This is a genomic window from Paraburkholderia sp. RL17-347-BIC-D (assembly GCF_046027915.1).
In the GTDB taxonomy this organism is placed as follows: Bacteria; Pseudomonadota; Gammaproteobacteria; order Burkholderiales; family Burkholderiaceae; genus Paraburkholderia.
Window position 1 is genome coordinate 68029 of record NZ_JARESS010000024.1, and the last position, 22478, is coordinate 90506.

The window sequence follows — 22478 nt, forward strand, 5'->3', positions numbered from 1 at the left end:
GCTTTAGCCACGCCGCCACTTTGCAAACTACTTCTCCCCACCGTCACTCAACGCCTCGCGCACCTGCTGCAACGCCGCCGGATCTTCAATGGTCGGCAGATCGCCTGGCTCGCGTCCTTCCGCGAGCGCCGCGATCGCGCGGCGCAGCAACTTGCCGGAGCGCGTCTTCGGCAGCATCGACACCACCACGACCCGTGACGGCCGCGCAATCGCACCAAGCTGGCGATCCACCGTCGCCGTGAGTTCGGCTTCCAGCTTGCTGCGCTTCTTCTTGTCCGCGTAGGCCTGCGCGTCGCGCAGCACCACGAAGGCCATCGCCGCCTGACCCTTCAACGGATCCGTCACGCCGACCACCGCCACTTCCGCGACGGCTGCGTGGCTCGACAACGCTTCCTCGATCTCGCGCGTGCCGAGCCGGTGTCCGGCGACATTGATCACGTCATCCGTACGGCCGAGGATCGTCACGTAGCCGTCCTCGTCCTGCACGCCCCAGTCGAAGGTCGAATAGACCTGCTGGTTCGGAATGCTCGACCAGTACGTGCTGACGAAACGCTTGTCGTCGCCCCATACCGTCGACATGCAGCCCGGCGGCAGCGGATAGTCCAGCGTGAGCACGCCCTTTTCGCCGGGCGGGCAGGGCTCGCCGCTCAGTTCGTTGCGCAAGGTCAGATTGAACCCGGCCGACGGCACGCCCGGCGAGCCGAGCTTGGTGGGCAGCGCCTCGACGCCGCGCGGGATCGCCAGCATCGGCCAGCCGGTCTCGGTCTGCCAGTAGTTGTCGATCACCGGCTTGCCGAGCGCGCCGGCGATCCACGCGGCGGTCGGTTCGTCGAGCGGTTCGCCGGCGAGGAACAGCGCGCGCAGGCTCGACAGATCGGCTTTCTTCAGCAGCGCCGGATCCTGCTTTTTCAGCACGCGTAAGGCGGTCGGCGCGGTGAACATCAGATTGATCCGGTGATGGGCGACGAGGCGCCACCAGATGCCGCCGTCCGGACGGATCGGCGTGCCTTCGTACATGACGGTGGTGAGACCCGCGATCAGCGGCGCGTAGACGATATAGCTGTGGCCGACCACCCAGCCCACGTCCGACGCGGTGAACATCACGTCGCCCGCCTTGCCCTGAAAGATGTGCTCCATCGATGCCGCCAGCGCGACCGCGTAGCCGCCGACGTCGCGTTGCACGCCCTTCGGCTTACCGGTCGTGCCCGATGTGTACAGCACGTAGGACGGCTCGTTCGATTCGAGCCACTCGCACGGCACGTGGGCGTCGAAGAACTGTTCGCGCAGTGGTTCGTAGGCGACGAGATAACTGGCGTTGAGCCGCTCGGGCGCGAGTTGCCGGTCGATCAGCAAGACGTGCGGCGTTTTGTGCTTCGCGCGGGCGAGCGCTTCGTCCATCAGCGGCGTGTAGTCGATCACCTTGCCGCCGCGCGCGCCGGCGTCGGCGGTGACGATCAGCACGGGCTTCGCGTCGTCGATGCGGGCCGCGAGATTCGGCGCCGCGAAGCCGCCGAACACCACCGAGTGAATCGCGCCGAGGCGCGCGCAGGCGAGCATCGCGAACAGGGCCTCGGGGATCATCGGCAGATAGAGCAGCACCACGTCGCCGCGCTTCACGCCGAGCGAGCGCATGACCGCGGCCATCCGATTGATCTCGCCGTAAAGCTCGGCGTAGGTGTAGCGCCGCTCGATGCCGGTTTCCGTCGAGACATACACCAGCGCGTTCTGCTGCGCGCGCTCGGCCAGATGACGATCCACCGCGTTATGGCACAGGTTCGTGCGGCCGCCGACGAACCAGCGCGCGAACGGCGGATTCGACCGGTCGAGCACGGTGTCGAACGGCGTTTGCCAATGGATGCGCCGCGCCTCGTCGCGCCAGAATGCTTCGGGGTTTTCGATCGAACGGCGGTGGAAGTCGCGATAGCTTGTCATCTGCGGCGATCCTTCTGCTGCGTGAGTGAACGGATGTCGGGTCGTGCGGCCGCGTGACGCGGCGCGAGAGCAGGGCGTGTGTCCGCACAAGCATAGAGCAGGCGTGGCTCGGCGGACAACGCGGGTTCACCATGAGCGATGCGGGGTGCCGTCCGGCGCGGCGATGAGCCGCGCTCCGCACACGCCGCGCTCGCCAGGTTCGCGCAAAGACAAAGAAAAAGGCGCCGAAGCGCCTTTCTCTCATCAGACCCGCGGTCGTACGGCCATCACGCCTTCGCGCGCTTCCCTTCTACATCCGGCAGGAACACCGTCAGCACGCCGATCAGCGGCAGGAACGAGCAGACCTTGTACACATACGTGATGCTGGTGGCGTCGGCCAATTGCCCGAGGACCGCCGCGCCGATCCCGCCCAAGCCGAACGCAAAGCCGAAGAAGAGGCCCGCGACCATGCCCACCTTGCCGGGGATCAACTCCTGCGCGTACACGAGGATCGCCGAGAACGCCGAAGCCAGCACCACGCCGATGATCACCGTCAGCACGCCGGTCCAGAACAGGTTGGCGTACGGCAGCAGCAGCGTGAACGGCGCCACGCCGAGAATCGACACCCAGATCACATACTTGCGGCCGATCTTGTCGCCGATCGGGCCGCCGATCATCGTGCCCGCCGCGACGGCCGCCAGGAACACGAACAGATGGACCTGCGCGGCCTGCACGGGCAAATGGAACTTGTCGATCAGATAGAACGTGAAGTAGCTGTTGATGCTGGCGAGATAGAAATACTTCGAGAACACCAGCAGGATCAGCACGCCCATCGCGAACATGACCTTGTTGCGCGACAGCGTGGCGTGACCGGCGACGCTGCGCGCCTTCTTCACCGACGGATGCTGCTTGTACCAGCGGCCGATCTGCGTGAGCACGACGATCGCGACGAGCGCCGCCACCGAGAACCACGCGATGCTGCGCTGGCCGTGCGGAATCACGATCAATGCGGCGAGCAGCGGCCCGAGCGACGAACCCGCATTGCCGCCCACCTGGAACAGCGACTGCGCCAGCCCGTGCCGCCCGCCCGACGCCATGCGCGCAACCCGCGACGATTCCGGATGGAACACCGACGAACCGCAGCCGACCAGCGCCGCCGCCACCAGCAGCACGCCGAAGTTGGGCGCGACCGACATCAGCAGCAGACCCGCGAGCGTGAAGCCCATGCCGACGGGCAGCGAATAGGGCTTCGGATGCTTGTCCGTATAAGTGCCGACGAGCGGCTGCAGCAGCGACGCGGTGATCTGGTAAGTCAGCGTGATCAGGCCGATCTGGCCGAACGACAACGAGAAGTTGTCTTTCAGCATCGGGTAGATCGCCAGGATCAACGACTGGATCATGTCGTTGAGCAGGTGCGAGAAGCTGATCGCGCCGAGCACGGAGTACACCGTGCGCTGCACTTTGGCGGCGGGTTGCGCGGCAGTGGCCGCGCCGGTTCCCGTTCCGGCTGGCGCGCCGGCGAGGGCGCTTTTATCGAGGCTCGTTTCCATACGCTAGATGAGAGAGAAGAAAGAGGGATCTGAAGCCGCCGGGCGCTGTTCCAGCAACGTTTTCGGCGCTGCGGCATTTCGACGCGGCATTTTTGCGTCGTCAACTATTTGTCGAAGTTTAATGTGGCCTGACCGAATTGTAAGGACAAGTTTTGTCGCGAATCGGACATGCGCTGCTGATAAGGGCCAGAGACGCTGCGCCGAAACCGGGAACCGCGCGCACCTCGACGGTGCCGGAAACGTGCGTGCTGCCACGGCCACGCGCGGCTGGCAAGTCATCTGATATATCCCGACCCGCGATTTTTGGCCGTGTATAAAACGGTCGCGGGCGCGCGGCTTACAAAGCGGCGCGTCGAGGACCGGGCGACACATGTGGCGAAAGCGGCCGGCATTTCGCGAGCGACGTTAAAGATCGCGGACGTTCTTGCCGTAGACCCGGAGAGATAAGAAGCAATGCCGGAACCGACCTTTCCGGCAGTTCTAAACGTGGGGACGGGGAATATGAAAGCAGTTTCGCTGGGCAGCCAGACGGGCGCGGGATTCGTACCGGAGGGAGAAGCGGCGGGCAAGCCGCCGCGTGGCCAGAGCAGCCGCTCGCGGGCGGTGAGGCTCAAGGGTTTGTCGGTGAAGGCGATGTTGCGCCTCGCGTTTGCCGTGCTGCTGATCGGCACGCTATTGATCGGCGTGTTTTCGCTGACCCAGATCAGCCGTCTGAACGCGTCCACCCAATCCATCTACGATCAGGGGCACGTCGCCAGCCGCGCCGCGGAAGAAGCGCGCGGCCACATGCTGCGCGCGAGCCGCGCGCAAAAAATGCTGCTCACCGCGACCACCGCGAAAGAGCGCGACGAACTCGGCACCGACATCGAGGCGGGCCTGAGCGGTCTTGCCGCGCAACTCGGCACGCTGCAACAGTACGTCGACACGTCCGACGCGAAGGCCGTCGATCAGCAGAAGAAATTCGCCGCTGCCGTGACGGTGTGGAGCGGACATCTGCGCGACTTCGTGACGCTCGTGAAAGCGCAGCCGCTCGATTTATCGCAAATGAACTGGCAGGTCGGCACGCAGGACGTGTCGATGCTGGTCGAAACCGGCAAGCTGGAAAAAATGGTCGACGAACTCGTCGCGCAGCGCGGCACGGCGGCGAAGGCGACCATCGAGGCGTCGGGCTTCATTTACCACTCGTCGTTCGTGATGATCGCGGTGGCGACGCTCGGGCTGATCGTGCTCGCGTTCGGCATCAGCGAGTGGGTGGTGCGGCGGCTTGCCGGCCAGCTCGGCGGCGAGCCGGCGTATGCGAAGGAAATTGCCAGCCGGATCGCGGCGGGTGATCTGTCGGTCGAGATCGCGCTGGGTCGCAAGGACAAGTCGAGCATGCTGTTCGCGCTGCACGACATGCAAAGCGGGCTCGCGACGACGGTCGCCGATATCGCGTCCAGCGCGGACGCGATTGCGACGGCGTCGGGTCAGATTTCGATGGGCAATCTGGACCTGTCGCAGCGCACCGAGCAGCAGGCGATGGCGCTCGAACGCACGGCTAGCAGCATGGAGCAGTTGACCTCGACGGTTCGCCAGAACGCCGATAACGCGAAGCAGGCAAGCACGCTGGCCAACAACGCGTCGGAGATCGCGGAGAAGGGCGGCGCCGTGGTGAGCCGCGTGGTCGCGACGATGAACGATATCAACGATAGCGCGCGCAGTATCGGCGACATTATTGGCGTGATCGAAGGGATCGCGTTTCAGACCAATATTCTTGCTTTGAATGCGGCGGTTGAGGCTGCGCGGGCTGGTGAAGAGGGGCGTGGTTTTTCAGTCGTGGCCGCTGAGGTGCGGAATCTGGCTCAGCGCAGTGCTGCGGCGGCGAAGGAGATCAAGGGGTTGATCAGCACGTCGGTGGAGCGCGTGAGCAATGGCTCGACCCTGGCTCAGGACGCCGGACAGACTATGGATGAGGTCGTCAAGGCGGTGAAGCGGGTGACCGACATCATGGGCGAGATTTCGGCGGCTTCTTCCGAGCAGAGCGCCGGGATCGAGGAGATCAATCTCGCGGTGACGCAAATGGATTCCGGGACGCAGCAGAATGCGGCGCTGGTGGAGCAGGCGACCGCTGCTGCCAGGTCGTTGGACGATCAGGCGCGGGGTTTGAAGACGATGGTTGGGAAGTTCAGGTTGTAAGGGAAGGTCGCGCGCGGCTTTTCGTCGCGCGGCCCACCCTTTTAGACATTCAGAATGTGATCTTGAAAACCTGCGCACCTAGGCCACGCGTGCCGACATACAGATTGCCGGCGCTGTCAGTGGTCATGGACGTAATGAAGTCGGTCGAGCTGCTGAATGGGTAGGACACCATGCTGCCGTTGGCCGCAATCCGGTAGATGATTTGCACGCCCGCGGCGTAGACGTTGCCCTGGCTGTCCACCGCAATTGCACTACTGGCATTCGACAGCTTGCTCGCCACGGTCGTCACGGTGCCATCCGGCGCAATCTTGCGGACCGCGTCGAGACTTTTTACATAAAGGTCACCGCTGCTGTCGATCGCAAGATCGGGCGTTCCGTTGAATGAGAATGTCGCCGCGCTACCCACTCCGTCAACATTGCCACTCGTACCGCTGCCGGCTAGAACCGTCCATGTGTTGCCGGCCAGATTGAACTTCACGATGCGGTTGTTTGCGGCATCGGCAAGAAACAGGTTTCCTTTGTTGTCCGCGACGAGGCCGCCTCCGCCAACGAGGCCGGAACTGGCGGTGGCCCAGTTTGCGAATAGTTGCTGGTAGACGCCCGACGCCGTGAGTTCGCTGAGCGATCCGCCCAATGTGAACGGCGATGTGGAAGTAAGCGTCGTGTTGCCTGAACCGTAGATGTTGCCGGCGGCATCGATTGCGACGCCGTCCCACTCGGCAGCGGACGATAGTGTGGTGACCACGCCGGACTGCGTGACTCGCCGCAGGGCTAGCCGGTCGGAGAGGACGATGTCGCCGGAAGCGTTTACGGTGAGATGGCCGCCTCCCCAGAGAACCGCGGCTTCGCCGGTTCCATCGACGGGGGACAGGTTTGTTGTGGCGGAGCCGGCCATGCTGACAGCCGTCAAGGCGGAGGTGGTAATGCCGTTACCCGTTGCCTGCGCGGTTGTCACGAGATTGTTTGCCGGACCCGTTGCATTCGCGGGCACAGTGACCTGCGCGCCAGTCTGTGTGTAGATGGTATTCGACGTTCCGCCGATCGTGACTACGTCGCCGTTTGGCGACGAAACAATCGTGCCGGCGGGAACCTGCACCGACATGTTTGCTGTCATGGTCCGGCTGGCGCCCGCCGCCAGCGTGGTCGGCGCTGCATTGGCGCTGTTCTCGGTATTGCCTGAAGAAGTTGTTCCGGCGCTGCCCCCGCAAGCACTTAACACGACGGACAGACCTAGTACGAAAACCCCGCGTGACATTTTCTGCATTTTTATATTGCCCTTTCAAATAGTCGCGGGCCGTCGAGGAGCGGCATTGGCGACAGTCGAACCGTGAGGAGCTCAGTAGCCCAGTCGGTAACAGCACGAACACACGAAGGCATCAGGGCTTATGCATGCGCTTTCGTGCGCTTCGCGGCAGTGGCCTAAGGCAAGTCGCCGACGAGACTGAGTTTTCATTTTTATCAAGCCTTCAACGACTTGCCTGGCCCGCGATCGAAGGGCCGACAATGAGGGCGCGCACATCTTAGCGCCACTGCGACCGGCGAGCCACATTTTCTTGCGCACCGGTCGAGTGTCTTCATTTCAGCCGTAATACGCGTGTCGGCAGGGGCGTGCCACCATGCCGCAAATCCCGCCGGTCATGCGCGCAACGACAAAACCGCTCAGCTCGACTTACCAGCCGATGGCGTCACCACAACCGTACAAGTAATCCCCGCGGCCAACACCACGTCATCCGGCACGGAATCAATCCTCACCCGCACGGGAACGCGCTGCGCGAGACGCACCCAGTTGAAAGTCGGATTCACATCTGCGAGCAGTTCACGACTTTCGGGATTATCCCGATCATAAATACCGCGAGAAATACTTTCGACGTGCCCTTGCAATGTGCCACCGCTCATCAGCCGAACCTCGGCCTTATCACCAATACGCACATGAGGAAGCTTGGTTTCCTCAAAATACCCATAAACCCAGAACGAGTGACTATCCACAATAGCCAGCTTAGCCGCCCCGGCAGTCGCATAATCCCCGCGAAACACGCTGAGGTTAGTGACATACCCATCAACCGGCGACACAACCCGTGTCCTCGAAAGATTCAATTTAGCCGCATCCAGAGCAGCCAAAGCCTGCTGATAAGAAGCCTCCGCGGCCGAAGCCGTATGCGTTGCATTCTCACGGCTCTCCTTGGACACAACCAAAGCATCCATATCCGCCCGCCGCTGCGCATCATCGCGCTTCATCTGCAACTCGGCCTTTCGCGCAGCCACCGCAGCCTGCGCCTGCTCGACCGCAATCTCATAGTGCGAGGGATCGATCTGCATCAACAGATCGCCTTTCTTCACCAGTTGATTGTCCTTCACAGGCAGATCGACAACCGCGCCAGAAACATCGGGCGCGACATTCACGATCTCGGCGCGCACGCGCCCATCGCGCGTCCACGGTTCGTCCATGTAATGAACCCACAACACGCGTCCAATCAAAATCGCGACGATAAAAATAACGGCTGTCGCGACGAAGCCCACAATATTTCGGATGGTCATGTTTCGACTCTGATCAACGATAAACGGCGAGACCCAGCACGCCGCACACACACACGAGCAAGCTGGCCCGGAACAAGGACGGATGCCACACCACGCGATACACGCCCGTATAGGCGATCACGCGGTCCAACACCCAGGTAAGCGCGGCGCCCGCGATGAACAGCAGCACGATGGCCGGCACGTAGGCGTCGAAAACGGCGATATCACGTGGCATGACGAACTCCTTCTGACACGTCGGCACGTCCGCTCATCAGCGGTTCAAGCGGCGATTGCGGATCGAGCAGCGCGGTACGAATGAAATGCAGTTGACTCAAAATGCGTTGCAGTCGATGCCGCTCTTCACGCGGCGGCGTGAAGGTGGCGAGCATCTGCTGAACGGCGGCTATGGCGTCGGTGGTCGCGGCAAGCGCGCGGTCGAAGCGGTCTTCACGCGGCCGCTCGAATAGCGCGGCCAGCGCGTCGCGCATCGCACGTAACGCGACGCGCCACGGCATCGACTTCGCGTAGCGCGCGTCGGCGGGCAGCGCCGCGATTTCGCGGCGCAAGTCGATCATCGCGTTGCCCACTTCGAGCACCGAGAAGAGCCAGCGCAACGTGTCGCGTTTGAGCTCGGGTTCGTTCTGCGCGAGCGCGTTGATCTGGAACATCAGATCGCGCGCGCCGCTTTCAAAGCGCGAACGCACCCGGCGCATGCCCGCGCGGCTCGCCAGCACGACCTGGCGCCGCAGATCCACCAGCAGGCGGTTACGCAGCCACGGCGTCGAAGGCGGCAGCAACACCGCGAACGCGATCGACGACACCAGGATCGACAGCACCAGCGCCAGCGCATCGTTCATGAAGGCGCTCGGGTCGTAGTGAATCACGTTGTCCGGGCCGGCCAGGAAACAGAAGAAAATGCAGTAGCCGACGCCGTAGCCGGCCAGCGCGGGCCGCGTCGTCATGAACACGCCGAGCAGCAGGAACGGCGTGAGCGCGGCGCACAGCAGCGGGAAGCCGTCGATGTGCGGAAACACGCCGTACACCGCGATCATGCCCATCACCGTGGCGACCAGCGTGCCGGCCGCCATCTGGAACGCGGTGCGCTTCGGATTCGGCGACGACGACGCCAGCGCGCAAATGGCCGCGGCATTCAGCGTCAAGGTCGAACCGCTCGGCCACGCGGTCGCGATCCAGAAGGCGCCGAGCGCCATCATCACGATGGCGGCGCGCACACCCGCGACGCCCGCGGCAAGCGCGTTCGTCTTCGGTTCGTAACGTTCGATCCAGCGCTCGCGCTCGTGCGTATCGACCGCGAGCGACGCGTACGTGGCGGCATAAGCATGCAGATCGTCGATGAAGCGGTACAGCAGTTCGGCGCCGGTGTCGAAGTCGAGCAGCGGCGTCTCGGGGTACGCTTCCAGCTGCGCGCGTGTCGCGCGCACGCGTTTGGGCAACTCGGCTTTGTAGGCTTCGAGTTGCGCGGCGGCGTGCGCGGCGTCGGCGGCACTCAGCACGGGTTCGCCGGATTTCGCGAGCAGCGGGGCGATTTCCTTGAAGTACGGCTCGAGTGCGTCGATCGCAGTGGCCGCGCCGCTCGTGTGCGTGTTGCGCAAGCGGTTCATCAACTGATGCAACGCGTGAAAGCGCGTCGACGCGGTCATGAACTCGCTGTTCAGACGCGCGAGACGGCCGCCGCGCATGCGCGAATCGGGGCCTTCGAACACAGCCACGCTGCGGGCCGCTTCGAAACCGACGATGTCGGCGACAAAGCGCGCGTTGGTCGCTTCGATCTGCGCGCGGTCGTTGCGGCCGGCGAGCGACGCCGACACATACTCGACGAACGCCGAGAAACGCGCGCGCACGGTGCTACGCATCTGCAAGCCGGCGAACTGCGGAAACACGAGGCCGCTCACCGCGCCCGCGCAGACGATGCCGACCACCACTTCGGCCACCCGCGTGAGCGCGCTCAGAAACGCGCCGTCCGGATGTTGCGAAGCGGGGATGCCGATCAGCGCGGCGGTGTAGCCGGCCAGCACGAAACCGTACGACCGGAAATTGCGGTTGCGCGCGGCGCCCGCGGTGCAGATGCCGACCCAGATCGCGGTCGTGACGATAAACAGTTCCGGCTGCTGCGCGAACAGCCCGATCAACGCGAGCATCACGACGAGACCGACCAGCGTGCCGCAGATCCGGTAGAAGCTCTTCGCGAACACCATGCCGCTTTGCGGCTGCATCACGATGAACACGGTGGTCATCGCGGTGCGCGGCTGCGGCAGGTCGAGCTTCATCGCGACGCCGAGCGCGAGGAAGCAGGCGGCGAGCGCTTTGAAGAGGTAGATCCAGGTGAGGCCGTCGTTGCGCGCCCAGTCGGCGGCGGCCGCGTATAGCGCGGCGAACGACGCCGGGCGCGAGGCGGAAGAAGAGGCGGACATGGTCAGCTTCCCGACTTGGCCGACGGGGCAGCGGTGGACGGAACGGAAGTGGCCGCTGCCGCACTCATTCCGCTAGCGTTCGCACCGTTGGCAGCAGCGGGCGACGGTTTTACGACGCTCGGCCCGGCATTCCGTGCGCGGTCTGTGTCAGCGGTGGCCGGTGCGGCTTTCTCCGGGCGGCTAGCCGACTCGGCTTTTGCCGTCGCGTTCGCGGGCGCGGCTCCAGCGTTCGAACCCGCCGCTGCAGCTTTGCCCTTCCCATGCGCCGGCAGCGTCTCATTCGCCTGCGGACCGTTAGCCGGATCGTCGAGACCGCCGCCCAGCGCCGTGACCAGCGACGCATGCGCGCCCAGCCGCTCGGCCTGAATCTTCGCGACGCCTTCCTGCGCGCGCAGCAACTGGTTTTGCGCGATCAGCACGTTCAGGTAATCGGTCAGCCCGCGCCGGTAACCTTCGCGCGACAGGTCGTAGTTCTTGCGGGCCGCCGCGACCGAACGGTCGGCGTCGTCGGCCTGAGTGGCGAGCGAGCGGATCCGGATCACCTGATCGGAAATGTCCTTGAGCGCGCCGACAATCGACTGGTTATAACCATCGACGGCTTCGTCATAGCCCGCCGACGCCGCACCGAGTTGCGAACGCAGCCGTCCGCCGTCGAGGATCGGCAGCGACAGCGCCGGCCCCGCGCTCCAGCTATGCGACGGGTTCTTCAGAAACTGGAACAGCGGCCCCATCGCCGCATAGCCGCCGATCGACGCCAGCAGGTTGATGTCCGGATAGAAGTCCGCCTTGGCCACGTCGATGCCGCGCGCTTGCGCCGCGACGGTCCAGCGCGCCGCGACCACGTCCGGCCGATGGCCGATCAGATCCGCGGGCAAAGCGCTCGGCAGGCCGGCCGGCACGTTCAGCGAAAGCGTCGGGCGCCGGATCGAATCGCCCGCGCCTGGACCCTTGCCGGCCAGCGCGGCCAGCTGATTGCGGCCGAGCGCGATCTTTTCTTCGATTTCGTCGATCTGGCGTTCGTATTCCGGCAGCGGCGTTTCGGCCTGGCTCACTTCGAGTTGCGTGCCAATGCCGCCTTTCAGACGCCGGTTGGCCAGATCCACGATCTGCTGCTGTTGATGCAAGGTGGCTTTGGCGATGTCGAGCAGCGCATAGTTCATCGACATCTCGATGTACGTTCGCACCACGTTGCCTTCCAGTTCGAGCTGGGCGGCGCGCGCATCCGCCGCGCTCGCGTGGGCGGCGTCGAGCGCGCGCTCGGCGGCGTTCTTGTCCTTGCCCCAGATGTCGAGGTGATACGACAGGCCGAGCGTGCCGGTGTTGTTCCACGATTGCTCGCCGGCCAGCGGCCCCGGGCCGTAGTAGAGGTTGTCGGCCCACTTCTGGCGCTGGATCGACAGGCTGCCGTTGACTTGCGGCGACAACGCCGAACGGGCGACACCCGCCATCGACATGGCTTCGCGCACGCGCGCCTGGGCAGCCGCGAGGCTCGGATTGCCCGCCTGCGCCTCTTCGATCCACTGGTTCAGTTGCGGATCGTTATAGGCGCGCCACCAGTCGACGGCCGGCCATTGGGCGTCCGCATTGGCGGCGCGGATCGCGTTGCCCGCGTCGAGCGAAGCGGGCTCGATTCCGCTTGCTTGCGGCGCGACGCCTCCGGTACTGGCGCAGCCGGCGATTGTTAATAGGATCGTAAGAACCGCGGCTGCGGCGACCCCTTTCTGTACCGGAGACTGCACGATTTCCTCCAAAAATGATCATAGAAGCATGTGCGCCATTATATTTTTTGATTGATTGGGGAATAACCGGTAAAGATGCAAGGCATTTTTACGGGATATGAGACAATCGCCTTTGCGAATCGTGTAACAATCGCTTCCGATCACAAGGGAAAGTTATGGATACGCTTCAAAACATGCGCGTATTTGTCCGCGTCGTCGAAGCGGGCAGCTTCACGGGCGCCGCGCAGCATCTGAACACGACCACGGCCTACGCGTCGCGCGCGGTGTCTGATCTGGAAGCGCATCTGCGCACGCGCCTCCTGAACCGCACCACGCGCCGCATCGCGCTGACCGAGGCCGGCGAGCGTTATTTGCAGCGCTGCGAGCAGATCCTCGCGTACGTGGATCAGGCGGAGGCCGAGGCGAGCGACGCCCACGCCCGCCCGTCCGGCAAGCTGAAGGTCCACGCCATGACGAGCTTTGGCCAGCACTATGTGGTGCCGGCCGTCGGCCGCTATCAGGACCGCTACCCGGACGTGCATATCGAACTGACGCTCGCGCAGCGCATGCCCGATCTGCTCGACGAAGGTTTCGACGTGTCGCTCACGCTCGCCACCGGTCTGCCGGATTCGGGGCTGGTGTCGCAGCGGTTGGGCAGCGCGTTCAGCATTGCGTGCGCGTCGCCTGCGTATCTGGAGCGGCACGGCGTGCCGCAAACGCCGGCCGACCTCTCGCGCCATGCGTGTCTGCAAATGGTCACGCCGGTGTTCCCGACCGACAAATGGACCTTCGACGGCCCAAACGGCGAGGAAACCATCGCGCTCGGCGCGACCACGTTCCAGGTGAACGTGGCCGAAGCCATGGCGGTGGCGGTGTCGAGCGGCATGGGCGTCGGGCTGATTCCGATCTACTCGGCAATTAGCGGTTTGCGAAGCGGCGAACTGGTGTGGCTGCTGCCGGAATACACGTCGCAGGAAATGAATCTGTACGCCTTGTACCCGTCCCGGCAGTATCTGGACGCCAAGATCCGCACGTGGGTCGAGTTCCTGCGTGAGGAACTACCTGTCACGCTGGCCGCGGATCAGGAGGAACTGCGCGAGTTCGCGCGAACCTGACACCGCGCCGTGCGGGCGTTCCGGCGATGGCCAACGGGCTGCCGCCAGACGGCACGGGCCACTGTTACATAAGTGCCGCGTCGCAACATTTCCTTACTTCTCCCGCGCGGTCGATTTGCTAACGTGTCGTTCATGCGCTGCGGTATTGCACCGGACGCGCGCAGTTCGCCGCCGTTCGGCAAATCGCTACACATCGCAACGACAGAAGGACGAGGGATTCATGGATACGCATCTGATGATCGGCGTGGCCGTCATGTTGGGCTTGATCGGGATCGCCGCATCGCGCGATCTGCTCCGCCGCCTGCGCGAACAGCAGCCGCAACTGGTGCCGGTCAAGGTCGAGCGCCCGGATTTGCAGGGGCAGCGGCGCGATCGCTGAGGCTTGGCGTGGCGCCGCTTTGGCGGGCGGCCTGTTTTCCGTTCTTGGGGCGTAGCGGGTGACGCACGTTCCGGGCGCACATCTGGCGCTCAAATTCAGTTCACTGCTGCAATCAGACCCGGCTCGTCATTGAGCGTGCGGTCCACGTCGTGGCTCACCCGATGCCAGCGAAAGCGCCCGGCGGCCAAGCCCGCGCTGCGCGTCAACTGCTCGAGTTCGTCGAGCGGGAGTTTCGGGTCCAGCCAGCGCCGCGCCGCGTCCGGCGTGAATGCCAGCGGACGGCGGTCGTGCACGTCGACGAGGCCCGCGTCGGCGATGGCCGTCACAATCACCATTCCCATGCCTTCCATTTGCGGCTCGGTGCCGCGCACGCTCGAGAGCGCCGCGAGATACATGGGCGAGTCGCTCTTCAGATGCACGAAGTAGGGCTGGCGAATCGGCGGCTCGTCTAGTCTGTCTTTGCTGTCCGCGATGGTGGTCACGGACGCGGTTTCCATGCGCCACTCGAACCAGCCGTCCGCCGGCACCACTACCCGTCCGGTTTTCCACAGTTCCTTGAAGTAGCGCCCGTTCGGCGCGGCGTCCGCGCGCGCGTTGATCGTCTGCGGCAGATGTTGTTCGCGTGCCCAGTCCGGGCAATAGCCCCAGTGGACCGCGTGTACCGTCTGATCCGGATAGATGGCGAGCGGGTGGGTGCCGGGCGCGAGGTTGTAGCCGGGACGGCGGTCGACGGCGTCGAAGAGCATGAGCGGATCGGCGAGGCCGAGGTGCTCGGCGTAGAGATGCGGATCGCGATACTGGCTGATTCGACCACACATGAGCGACCTCCGGAGGCGACCGGCCTGGGTTTCGACAACCGCGGTTGGATGGCCGCGGTTCGACAACCTCGACAGCGTAGTGCCTGCCGTGCCGGCCCGCTACCCAGATCGGCCCCTAGCCGACCGACCCGGCTGAGCGACCCGCGCCGAAGCCGACTCAAGCCGAAGCCGACCCAACCCACCTCAGTGCCCGCTAGATCTCGACAACCTTATCCCACGCGAAAAGCGGATTTTCCAGCAAGCCGGTGCGTCGGTCGAGATAGCCGCGCGGATTGCAGACCACGCGCGTGCCATTCACGTTGTAGTCGAACGGCGTATGCGTGTGCCCATGAATCCACAGCGCGACAGGCGGGCCCACGAGGTCCGGCAAGTGATTGACGAAGCCCGCCGACACGAGGTCTTCCGCATAACGCTCGGCGAGACTCAGCCGATGCGGCGCGTGATGCGTGACGACGATCGTCTTGCCGCCGAACGGCCTGGCGAGTTCGCCTTCCAGCCAGGCGCGTGCTTGCCGGTGCAGCGCGAGGGAGTCGTCGGGCGTGAAATCGCGCGTGGCGTCGTGGGTGTCGTGCGGCCAGTTCATCTGGATCAGCCCGCGGAAATCGAGCATGACCTTGCGCGACGCCTCGATCGATTCGGCGCGCGTGTCCGGGTCGTTCCCGTACAACGCGAAGTCGGTCCACAAGGTCGTGCCGAGCACGCGCCACCGGCCTTGCGGGTCGACCAGCGCGGCGTTGTTCAGCACGTGCACGTTATCGACCTGCGCGGCCGCGTCGTAGAGCGCGGCGTCAAGCGCGCTGAACTCGCCGTCGTAGTACTCGTGGTTGCCGGGCACGTAAACCACCGGCACGGTGCCGTCGAAAGTCTGCGCGGCCCAGCGCGGTCCGGCCGCGTGATTGTGGATGTCGCCGGCCAGCACGATCAGATCCGCCTGCGCATGCGGGATCAGCTCGGGCTCGTCGTTCTCCAGATGCAGATCGGACAGCACTCGAATCTTCACGACCACAACTCCTGGAAGTGGCTCCGCAAGGGAGCGCGGAGCATCAGACTCTAGCGTAGCACCTTGCCCGGATTCATCAGATTCAGCGGATCGAGCGCGCGTTTGACGGCGCGCATCAATTGCACTTCGACGTCCTGCTTGTAGTGCATCGCCTCGTCGATCTTCAACTGGCCGAGCCCGTGTTCCGCGCTGATGCTGCCGCGATGCCGGTGCACGCTGTCGTAGACGATCTGGTTGATCGGGCTCTGGTATTGCTCGAGGAACGTTTTAGCGTCGCCGCCCTCGGGCGCCTGCACGTTGTAATGCAGATTGCCGTCGCCGAGATGGCCGAACGTCACCATGCGCGCGCCGGGCACGGCCTGCGCGATCGCCGCGTCGGTTTCCTCGATGAAGTGGCCGATGCGCGAGATCGGCACCGCGATATCGTGCTTGATGTTCAGGCCTTCCTCGGCCTGGGCGAGCGGAATGTGTTCGCGCAGATTCCAGAACGCGCGCGACTGGCTGAGATTTTCCGCGACCACCGCGTCTTGCACCAGGCCGTCTTCGAGCGCTGTTTCCATCAGACACTCGAACAGTCCGCGCGCATGCTCCTCGCTTTCGCTGTCCGACAGTTCGAGCAGCACGACTTGCGCGTGCGGCTCGGCGAACGGATAGCGCATCTGCTCGAAATGCCGGCCGACGAGGCGCAGGCAGAAATCCGACATCAATTCGAAGCCGGTCAGGAGCGGCCCGGCGATGCGCTGCGTGAGCGACAAAAAGTCGAGCGCGGCGTACGGCGAAGCGAGCGCGGCGAGCGCCGTGACGCGCGCAGCCGGTTGCGGATGCAACTTGAGCACGGCGGCGGTGATGATGCCGAGTGTGCCCTCCGCGCCGATGAACAGGTCGCGCAGATCGTAGCCGGTATTGTCCTTGCGCAGTCCGCGCAGGCCGTCCCACAGTTCGCCTTGCGGCGTGACCACTTCGAGGCCGAGGCACAACTCGCGCGCATTGCCGTAGCGGAGCACGCCGGTGCCGCCCGCGTTGGTGGCGAGATTGCCGCCGATCGTGCAGCTGCCTTCGGCGGCGAGGCTCAAGGGGAAGAGGCGGCCGGCCTCGTCGGCGTGCTTCTGCACTTCGGCGAGCATGACGCCGGCTTCGACCGTGATCGTATTGTTGTGCGGATCGATGTCGCGCACCCGGTTCAGACGCCGCAAGCTGATGACCGCCTGCGTGCCGCTTGCGTCCGGCGTGGCGCCGCCGGCGAGTCCGGTGTTGCCGCCTTGCGGAACCAGCGCGATGCGATGTTCGACGGCGAGCTTCACGAGCGCCGCGACTTCGTCAGGCGTGGCCGGGCAGAGCACCGCGCACGCCGCGCCGGTGTAGCGGCGGCGCCAGTCGGTCAGGTACGGGGCGGTGTCGTGCGGATCGGTCAGCACCTGCGCGGCGCCGATGGCGTCGCGGCAGGCGGTGAGGAAAGCGGTCTGGGTCATGTTGGTCGGTCAGCGTATTCGGGCGGAAATGTCAGGTGAGGCGCAGCGTTTTCGTCAGCCGGTGGTGTTGGGCTGCTTTGCGGGCTGGTTGGCGGCCTGTTTTGCAGCCCGCTTCGCCGCGCGTTTGAACGGCGCGACGTAGGCCAGCGTGCAGACGAAAAAGACCACAGAGAGTGCGGCTTCCAGCCAGCCGAGACCGGCGCTCAGCCCGCGGTCGCTCCAGCCGCGCACAATACCTTCGGCAAAATACAGCAGGATCAGCATCGACGCCCATTGCAGCGTATAGAGCCGGCGCCGCCAGACGCCGGGTAGCGGGAGCAGCAGCGGCACAGCCTTGAGCACGAGCGCCGAACCGCCGGGACGCAGCGGCGCGAGCCACCATTCCCACGCGACGGACAGGGCGATCAGCGCCACCAGGGCAGTGGTGGCGCCGAACGCGGCAGCGCGATTTCGCGGCACGGGCATGGCGGCTGTGGTCACGGGCGCCTGCGCTGCGGTATCGGCGTCAGACGCGGCGGCCGGTTGGGCGTGCGGCTCGCTCACGGCCTTTCGCTCATGGATGCCGCCGTGCGCGCGACGCGTGCACCGAGCGCGATGGCGAGCGTCTTCTCGTCCGTGGAAATGCCTTGTTCGGCGCTGCCCGCGCGCGCGAAATGCGACGCGCCGTACGGAGTGCCACCGGTTTGCGTGGTGCTCAGCGCGCTCTCCGTGTACGGAATGCCGACGATCAGCATGCCGTGATGCAGAAGCGGCAGCATCATGGAAAGCAGCGTCGATTCCTGGCCGCCGTGCAAACTGCCGGTGGACGTGAACACGCAAGCGGGTTTGCCGGAGAGCGCGCCGGAAAGCCACTGCGGCGTGGTGCCGTCGAGAAAGTATTTGAGCGACGCGGCCATGTTGCCGAAGCGGGTAGGCGAACCGAGCGCCAGACCGGCGCATTCCTCGAGGTCGCGCAGTTCGACGTAGGGCGGGCCCTCGGCGGGAATATCGGGCTGGGTCGCTTCGCAGACGGTGGACACCGCCGGCACGGTACGCACGCGCGCCTGCATGCCGGGGACGCTGTCGACGCCGTGCGCGATCGCCAGCGCGAGCTCGCGCGTGGCGCCGTGACGGCTGTAATAGAGCACGAGAATGTCTTTCATAGGCCTCATCGGTGAACGGGTATTATAGGGGCTGGGTCCGCTCTACAGGCCACCCATAGCCGTTCGGCCAGGTCTCGCGCGCGGTCCTGAAACACCGGTACACGAAGCAAGGAGGTGGGGTTTGTTGTCCAGGGTGCGTTTCGATCTCGACACGCTCAAACGGCTCGCGCAATTTGCCGCGCAGCGCAGCAGCGAAGACCGCATTCCGCAGGTGGCCGGCAGCCTCACGTTCACCACCATGCTCTCGCTCGTGCCGCTCGCCACGGTTGCGTTCGCGCTGTTCACCGCGTTTCCGATCTTTGCTTCGTTCCAGATGTCGCTGCAGATTTTTCTTGCCGACCATCTGATGCCCGCGCAGCTCAACAGTCAGATCTTCAACTATCTGAACCAGTTTGCTTCGAAGGCGAAGGGCCTCACGACCATCGGTATGATTTTTCTGTTCGTCACCGCCGTGATGACGATGATGACGGTCGAATCCGCCTTCAACGTGATCTGGCGCGTGCGCAAGGCGCGGCCGATCGCGCAGCGCATTCTGGTGTATTGGGCGATCATCACGCTCGGGCCGATTCTGATCGGCGTGAGTTTGTCGATTTCATCGTACCTGTTCACGCAATCCATGACCTTTACGGCGGCGCAACGCATGACGCCGGTCATCGAGTGGGCGCTCACCGGCGCCGCGCTGCCGCTCACGGCGCTCGCCTTCACGATTCTCTACGTCTACCTGCCGAATTGCCGGGTGGAGTGGCGCGACGCGGTGATCGGCGGCGTGACCGCGGCGATCGCCTTCGAACTGGCGAAGCGCGGCTTCGGGTACTACGTACGGCGCATTCCGACCTACACCGCGGTGTACGGCGCATTCGCGGCCGTGCCGCTGTTCCTGGTGTGGATGTACCTGTGCTGGTTCATTACGCTCGCGGGCGCGATGATCGCGTCCGCGTTGCCGGCCATTCGTATCGGCCAGTTTCACCGGCCCACTTTCGAGGGCAGCAATCTGTTTGACTCGCTCGAACTGCTCGCACGGCTCTCGGAAGCGCGTGAAGCAGGCAAGCGCGGCTATACCGTGCCCGAGCTTTCGCGGATGCTTCGTCGCGATATGGACACCACGATCAACCTGCTGCAAAAGCTCGAAGAGATCGAGTGGATCGCGCGCTTGCAGGAGGATGGCATGCGTCCGCATTTCCTCCTGCTGGCGAATCCGGCGCAAATCACGGTGGAGCGCCTGTTCGCGCTGTTCGTGATCGACCGCGCGGAACTCGAGTATCAGCTCCAACTGGCGTCCACCCGCGTGGATGGGCAGATGTTGCTGGCGGCGCTGGAAAACGACAAGCTGAAAGTCACACTCGCCGCGTTGCTGGCGGCGCGCGCGGCCGCACGCGCGGCGCGTGCCGAGCAGAGCGAATCCGGTACGCCTTCCATGCCGCATCAGGCGGCTTGAGTCGCGCGGAGTGCGTACTGGTCGGCGCTGAAACTACCGCATCGCTACAACGAAATCTTCCCGACGCAGATGTCCTTGAACATCACCCAGTCGCCCATCAGGCTATACAGCGGATGTCGGAAGGTAGCCGGCCGGTTCTTCTCGAAGAAGAAATGCCCGACCCAGGCAAAGCCGTATCCGCAGATCACGGCAGCGGGCAACCATAGCCAGTCGCCGGTGGCGAGCGCCATGGCGAGACAGCCGATCACGCCGAGCGATCCCACGAAATGCAGCCGCCGCGAGACCGTGTTGCGATGCTCGCTCAGGTAGTACGGATAGAACTCCGCGAAACTCGCGAAGTGATCGGTGTGCGCGGTTTGAGCCATCACGGCCTCCGATTGCGACGCTTCTCGATGCTTAAACGTGCGCGCCAACAGGCCAGACACACGCGCTCGAAGCAGGACAGGCTTGATCCATTGTGCGGCTATCGGGCGACGCGCGCAACCTGGCCGTTTGGCCGATGGCGCGCCGCTCCTCACGCGGCTATCGTGACGACTCGCAACGTTTATCGGATCTCGCGAGGCGCACCGGAAGCGAAGCTGAAGAGGGCGTCGAGCGTGGCGTCCGGTTGCTCGGTCATGAGCGCGTGGCCTGCTTCGAGCGTGACCGTGTCGACCGGCACACCGGCTTGCGCCAAGGCGCCAGCAAGCGCTTTGGCCGCGCGCGGCGGTGTCATCGCATCGCGCCGGCCGACAATCAGGCGTGCCGCACAGCGAACCTGCGCGGCGCGGGCGAGGCCGTCCGCGTAGCTGTTGCAAGCGGCGAAGTCGGTGTGGAACAGGTTTGGCTCGCCGCTTGCCGAGACACGCTCCATCAAGCGCTGGTTCATGCCGTGCAGCCAGAAGCCGGGGCCGGGGCAGGAGGGTTTGGCTGCGAAGGTCGAATGCGACCACTCGTTGACCATGCCGATCGCTTCGGGCTCACGGTGCAAGGCGGCGTCGAGCAAAGCGTCGGAGACGGCCATCGGTATCGCCGTGGCGAGCAGGGCGAAGTGGGTTGCCCGCTCCGGATAGCGGCCGGCGAAGTCGAGCGCGATCAGCGAGCCCATGCTGTGGCCGGCCACGAAAGCGCGTTGCACGCCGGCGGCGTCGAGCAGCGCGGCGAGCCAGTCGGCCATGGCGGGCACCGTGGTCAGAGCCGGGCCCGCGCTGCGGCAGTGGCCGGGCAGATCCACGGCCAGCACGCTAAAGCCGTGATGCGCGAAGTAGCGGGTTTGCAGCGCCCACACGCTGTGATCGTGCTCGGCGCCGTGGATGAAGACAGCGGTCGGCAGGCTCGCATCGAACGGTTTGCCGCCGGTGTAGGCGTAGGCGGGTTTGCCTTGAACAGTGAGGATCATGCGGACTCCGGGCGAGGTTGGGCCGCCGTGCCGGATGCACCGGATACACCGGGTGCGCCACCGCGCGGCGCGCCCGAACCGCTCGCTTTCTGCGCGGCCTTCAGCGCGCGCTTGAGGTCGTCGATCAGATCTTCGGGATCTTCGAGGCCGATCGAGAGGCGGATCGTGCCTTCAGCAATGCCGGCCGCGGCGAGCGCGGCGGCATCCATGCGAAAGTGCGTGGTCGATGCGGGATGAATCACCAGCGAGCGCGCGTCGCCCACGTTCGCGAGATGCGAGAACAGCGCGAGCGCTTCGATGAAGCTGCGTCCGGCGGCGCGGTCGCCGCGCAGATTGAAGCTGAACACCGCGCCGGCGCCGCGCGGCAGCAAGCGTTTCGCGAGCGCGTGGTCCGGGTGCGTCGGCAACTCCGGGTAGGCGACGGATTCGACCGCCGCGTGACCGGCGAGAAATTCGACCACGCGGCGCGTATTGGCGACGTGCCGTTCCATCCGCAAAGGCAGCGTCTCGATGCCTTGCAGCAGTTGCCACGCGGCCTGCGGATGCAGGCATGCGCCGAAGTCGCGCAGGCCTTCGCGGCGCGCTCGCAGGAGGAACGGCGCGACGGTGCTTTCCTCGCTGAATACCATGCCGTGAAAGCCGTCGTATGGCTCGGTGAATTCGGGGAAGCGCCCGGAGGCTTCGAAGTCGAAGGTGCCGCCGTCCACCAGCACGCCGCCGATCGTCGTGCCGTGGCCGCCGAGAAATTTGGTGGCCGAGTGATAGACGAAGTCCGCGCCGTGTTCGAACGGTTTGAGCAGATAAGGCGTGGTGAAGGTCGAGTCGACTAGCAGAGGCACGCGATGCTCATGCGCGATCTGCGCCACGGCGGCGATATCGAGCACGTCGAGGCCCGGATTGCCGAGCGTCTCGCCGAACAGCAGCCGCGTGTTCGGGCGCAGCGCGGCGCGCCACGCGTCGAGGTCGCCGGGCTTGACGAAGGTCGTCTCGATACCGAAGCGCCGCAAGGTGTAGTGCAGCAGATTGTGCGAGCCGCCGTACAGCGCGCTGGAGGCAACGATATGCGAGCCGGCGCCCATTAGCGTGGCGATGGCCAGATGCAAGGCCGCCTGGCCGCTCGCCGTGCCGATCGCGCCCGCGCCGTTTTCCAGCGCGGCGACGCGTTCCTCGAACACGGCCACGGTCGGATTCGAGATGCGTGAATAGACGTGACCGGCGCGCTCCATATTGAAGAGCGCCGCGGCGTGGTCCGAGTCGCGGAACGAAAACGAGGTAGTCTGGTAAATCGGCGTGGCGCGCGCGCCGGTTGTCGGGTCGGGAGCAGCGCCGGCGTGCAGCGCAAGCGTGTCGAAACGGTTCGCGGACATGCTGGGCGGCGGGGCCACGGACGGCCTCGCGAAAGGTGAAAGTGGCGGCCATCCTATCACCGGCATGCGGCGCTT

Annotated in this window: 20 protein-coding genes; 5 read left to right on the top strand and 15 right to left on the bottom strand. The window is 64.9% G+C overall.

Annotated elements, in window-relative coordinates:
• Positions 1–27: 27 nt before the first annotated feature.
• Positions 28–1932, bottom strand: a complete 1905-nt coding sequence (locus P0D96_RS28030) for a propionate--CoA ligase (RefSeq protein ID WP_408316677.1) — start codon at positions 1930–1932, stop codon at positions 28–30.
• A 266-nt stretch (positions 1933–2198) separates the two neighbouring features.
• Positions 2199–3461, bottom strand: coding sequence for an MFS transporter (locus tag P0D96_RS28035; RefSeq protein ID WP_132373673.1), 1263 nt, complete (start codon positions 3459–3461; stop codon positions 2199–2201).
• A gap of 501 nt (positions 3462–3962) precedes the next feature.
• Here P0D96_RS28035 and P0D96_RS28040 point away from each other — a divergent pair.
• On the top strand, positions 3963–5636 hold the full coding sequence (locus P0D96_RS28040; protein WP_408316679.1) for a methyl-accepting chemotaxis protein: 1674 nt from the start codon (positions 3963–3965) through the stop codon (positions 5634–5636).
• A gap of 49 nt (positions 5637–5685) precedes the next feature.
• Here P0D96_RS28040 and P0D96_RS28045 read toward each other — a convergent pair whose 3' ends face one another.
• Positions 5686–6531 (bottom strand): two-component regulator propeller domain-containing protein, encoded by an 846-nt coding sequence (locus P0D96_RS28045; protein WP_408316681.1) that lies wholly within the window; start codon positions 6529–6531, stop codon positions 5686–5688.
• Between the two features lie 124 nt (positions 6532–6655).
• Here P0D96_RS28045 and P0D96_RS28050 point away from each other — a divergent pair, with 124 nt between their 5' ends.
• Positions 6656–6967: a hypothetical protein gene (locus P0D96_RS28050; RefSeq protein WP_408316683.1), complete on the top strand. Its 312-nt coding sequence runs from the start codon at positions 6656–6658 to the stop codon at positions 6965–6967.
• Positions 6968–7295: 328 nt separating this feature from the next.
• On the opposite strand, the gene P0D96_RS28055 is transcribed toward P0D96_RS28050, so the two are convergent.
• Genes P0D96_RS28055 through P0D96_RS28070 form a run of 4 tightly spaced genes read right to left on the bottom strand, consistent with a single transcriptional unit; the run spans position 7296 to position 12321 of the window.
• A complete protein-coding gene (locus P0D96_RS28055; protein WP_408180620.1) occupies positions 7296–8171 on the bottom strand; it encodes an efflux RND transporter periplasmic adaptor subunit in 876 nt (291 codons plus the stop codon).
• Between the two features lie 13 nt (positions 8172–8184).
• Entirely contained in the window at positions 8185–8385 is a 201-nt protein-coding gene (locus P0D96_RS28060; RefSeq protein WP_012433767.1) for a DUF1656 domain-containing protein, read from the bottom strand.
• A complete protein-coding gene (locus P0D96_RS28065; RefSeq protein ID WP_408316685.1) occupies positions 8375–10582 on the bottom strand; it encodes an FUSC family protein in 2208 nt (735 codons plus the stop codon). The genes P0D96_RS28060 and P0D96_RS28065 overlap by 11 nt, the downstream gene beginning before the upstream one ends.
• A gap of 2 nt (positions 10583–10584) precedes the next feature.
• Positions 10585–12321 carry an efflux transporter outer membrane subunit gene (locus tag P0D96_RS28070; RefSeq protein ID WP_408316687.1) on the bottom strand — a complete coding sequence of 579 codons (1737 nt, stop codon included), beginning with the start codon at positions 12319–12321 and terminating at the stop codon, positions 10585–10587.
• A 155-nt stretch (positions 12322–12476) separates the two neighbouring features.
• Between P0D96_RS28070 and P0D96_RS28075 the strand changes: the two genes are divergently transcribed.
• Both P0D96_RS28075 and P0D96_RS28080 read left to right on the top strand, forming a co-directional pair.
• Positions 12477–13415, top strand: a complete 939-nt coding sequence (locus tag P0D96_RS28075) for a LysR family transcriptional regulator (protein WP_132373679.1) — start codon at positions 12477–12479, stop codon at positions 13413–13415.
• Positions 13416–13635: 220 nt separating this feature from the next.
• Positions 13636–13794 (top strand): hypothetical protein, encoded by a 159-nt coding sequence (locus tag P0D96_RS28080; RefSeq protein ID WP_165923807.1) that lies wholly within the window; start codon positions 13636–13638, stop codon positions 13792–13794.
• A 95-nt stretch (positions 13795–13889) separates the two neighbouring features.
• On the opposite strand, the gene P0D96_RS28085 is transcribed toward P0D96_RS28080, so the two are convergent.
• The 5 genes from P0D96_RS28085 to wrbA all read right to left on the bottom strand — a co-directional run bounded on the left by P0D96_RS28085 (position 13890) and on the right by wrbA (position 18223).
• Positions 13890–14612, bottom strand: a complete 723-nt coding sequence (locus tag P0D96_RS28085; RefSeq protein ID WP_408292358.1) for an SOS response-associated peptidase — start codon at positions 14610–14612, stop codon at positions 13890–13892.
• A gap of 193 nt (positions 14613–14805) precedes the next feature.
• On the bottom strand, positions 14806–15612 hold the full coding sequence (locus P0D96_RS28090; protein ID WP_408292356.1) for a metallophosphoesterase: 807 nt from the start codon (positions 15610–15612) through the stop codon (positions 14806–14808).
• A 50-nt stretch (positions 15613–15662) separates the two neighbouring features.
• Positions 15663–17081, bottom strand: a complete 1419-nt coding sequence (locus tag P0D96_RS28095) for an FAD-binding oxidoreductase (RefSeq protein WP_408316689.1) — start codon at positions 17079–17081, stop codon at positions 15663–15665.
• A 54-nt stretch (positions 17082–17135) separates the two neighbouring features.
• Entirely contained in the window at positions 17136–17624 is a 489-nt protein-coding gene (locus P0D96_RS28100) for a DUF2069 domain-containing protein (protein ID WP_408316691.1), read from the bottom strand.
• Positions 17621–18223: an NAD(P)H:quinone oxidoreductase gene (wrbA, locus tag P0D96_RS28105; RefSeq protein WP_408316693.1), complete on the bottom strand. Its 603-nt coding sequence runs from the start codon at positions 18221–18223 to the stop codon at positions 17621–17623. Before wrbA ends, P0D96_RS28100 begins: the two co-directional genes overlap by 4 nt.
• Positions 18224–18344: 121 nt before the next feature.
• Here wrbA and P0D96_RS28110 point away from each other — a divergent pair, with 121 nt between their 5' ends.
• Entirely contained in the window at positions 18345–19658 is a 1314-nt protein-coding gene (locus P0D96_RS28110) for a YihY family inner membrane protein (RefSeq protein ID WP_408180614.1), read from the top strand.
• Positions 19659–19702: 44 nt separating this feature from the next.
• Here the strand turns inward: P0D96_RS28110 and P0D96_RS28115 are convergent, their stop codons facing one another.
• The 3 genes from P0D96_RS28115 to P0D96_RS28125 form a co-directional block, all read right to left on the bottom strand.
• On the bottom strand, positions 19703–20023 hold the full coding sequence (locus tag P0D96_RS28115; protein ID WP_012433756.1) for an Mpo1-like protein: 321 nt from the start codon (positions 20021–20023) through the stop codon (positions 19703–19705).
• A gap of 179 nt (positions 20024–20202) precedes the next feature.
• Positions 20203–21036 carry an alpha/beta fold hydrolase gene (locus P0D96_RS28120; RefSeq protein WP_408180613.1) on the bottom strand — a complete coding sequence of 278 codons (834 nt, stop codon included), beginning with the start codon at positions 21034–21036 and terminating at the stop codon, positions 20203–20205.
• Complete coding sequence (locus P0D96_RS28125; RefSeq protein ID WP_408180612.1) at positions 21033–22403, bottom strand: O-acetylhomoserine aminocarboxypropyltransferase; 1371 nt, start codon at positions 22401–22403, stop codon at positions 21033–21035. The genes P0D96_RS28120 and P0D96_RS28125 overlap by 4 nt, the downstream gene beginning before the upstream one ends.
• Positions 22404–22478 lie beyond the last annotated feature (75 nt).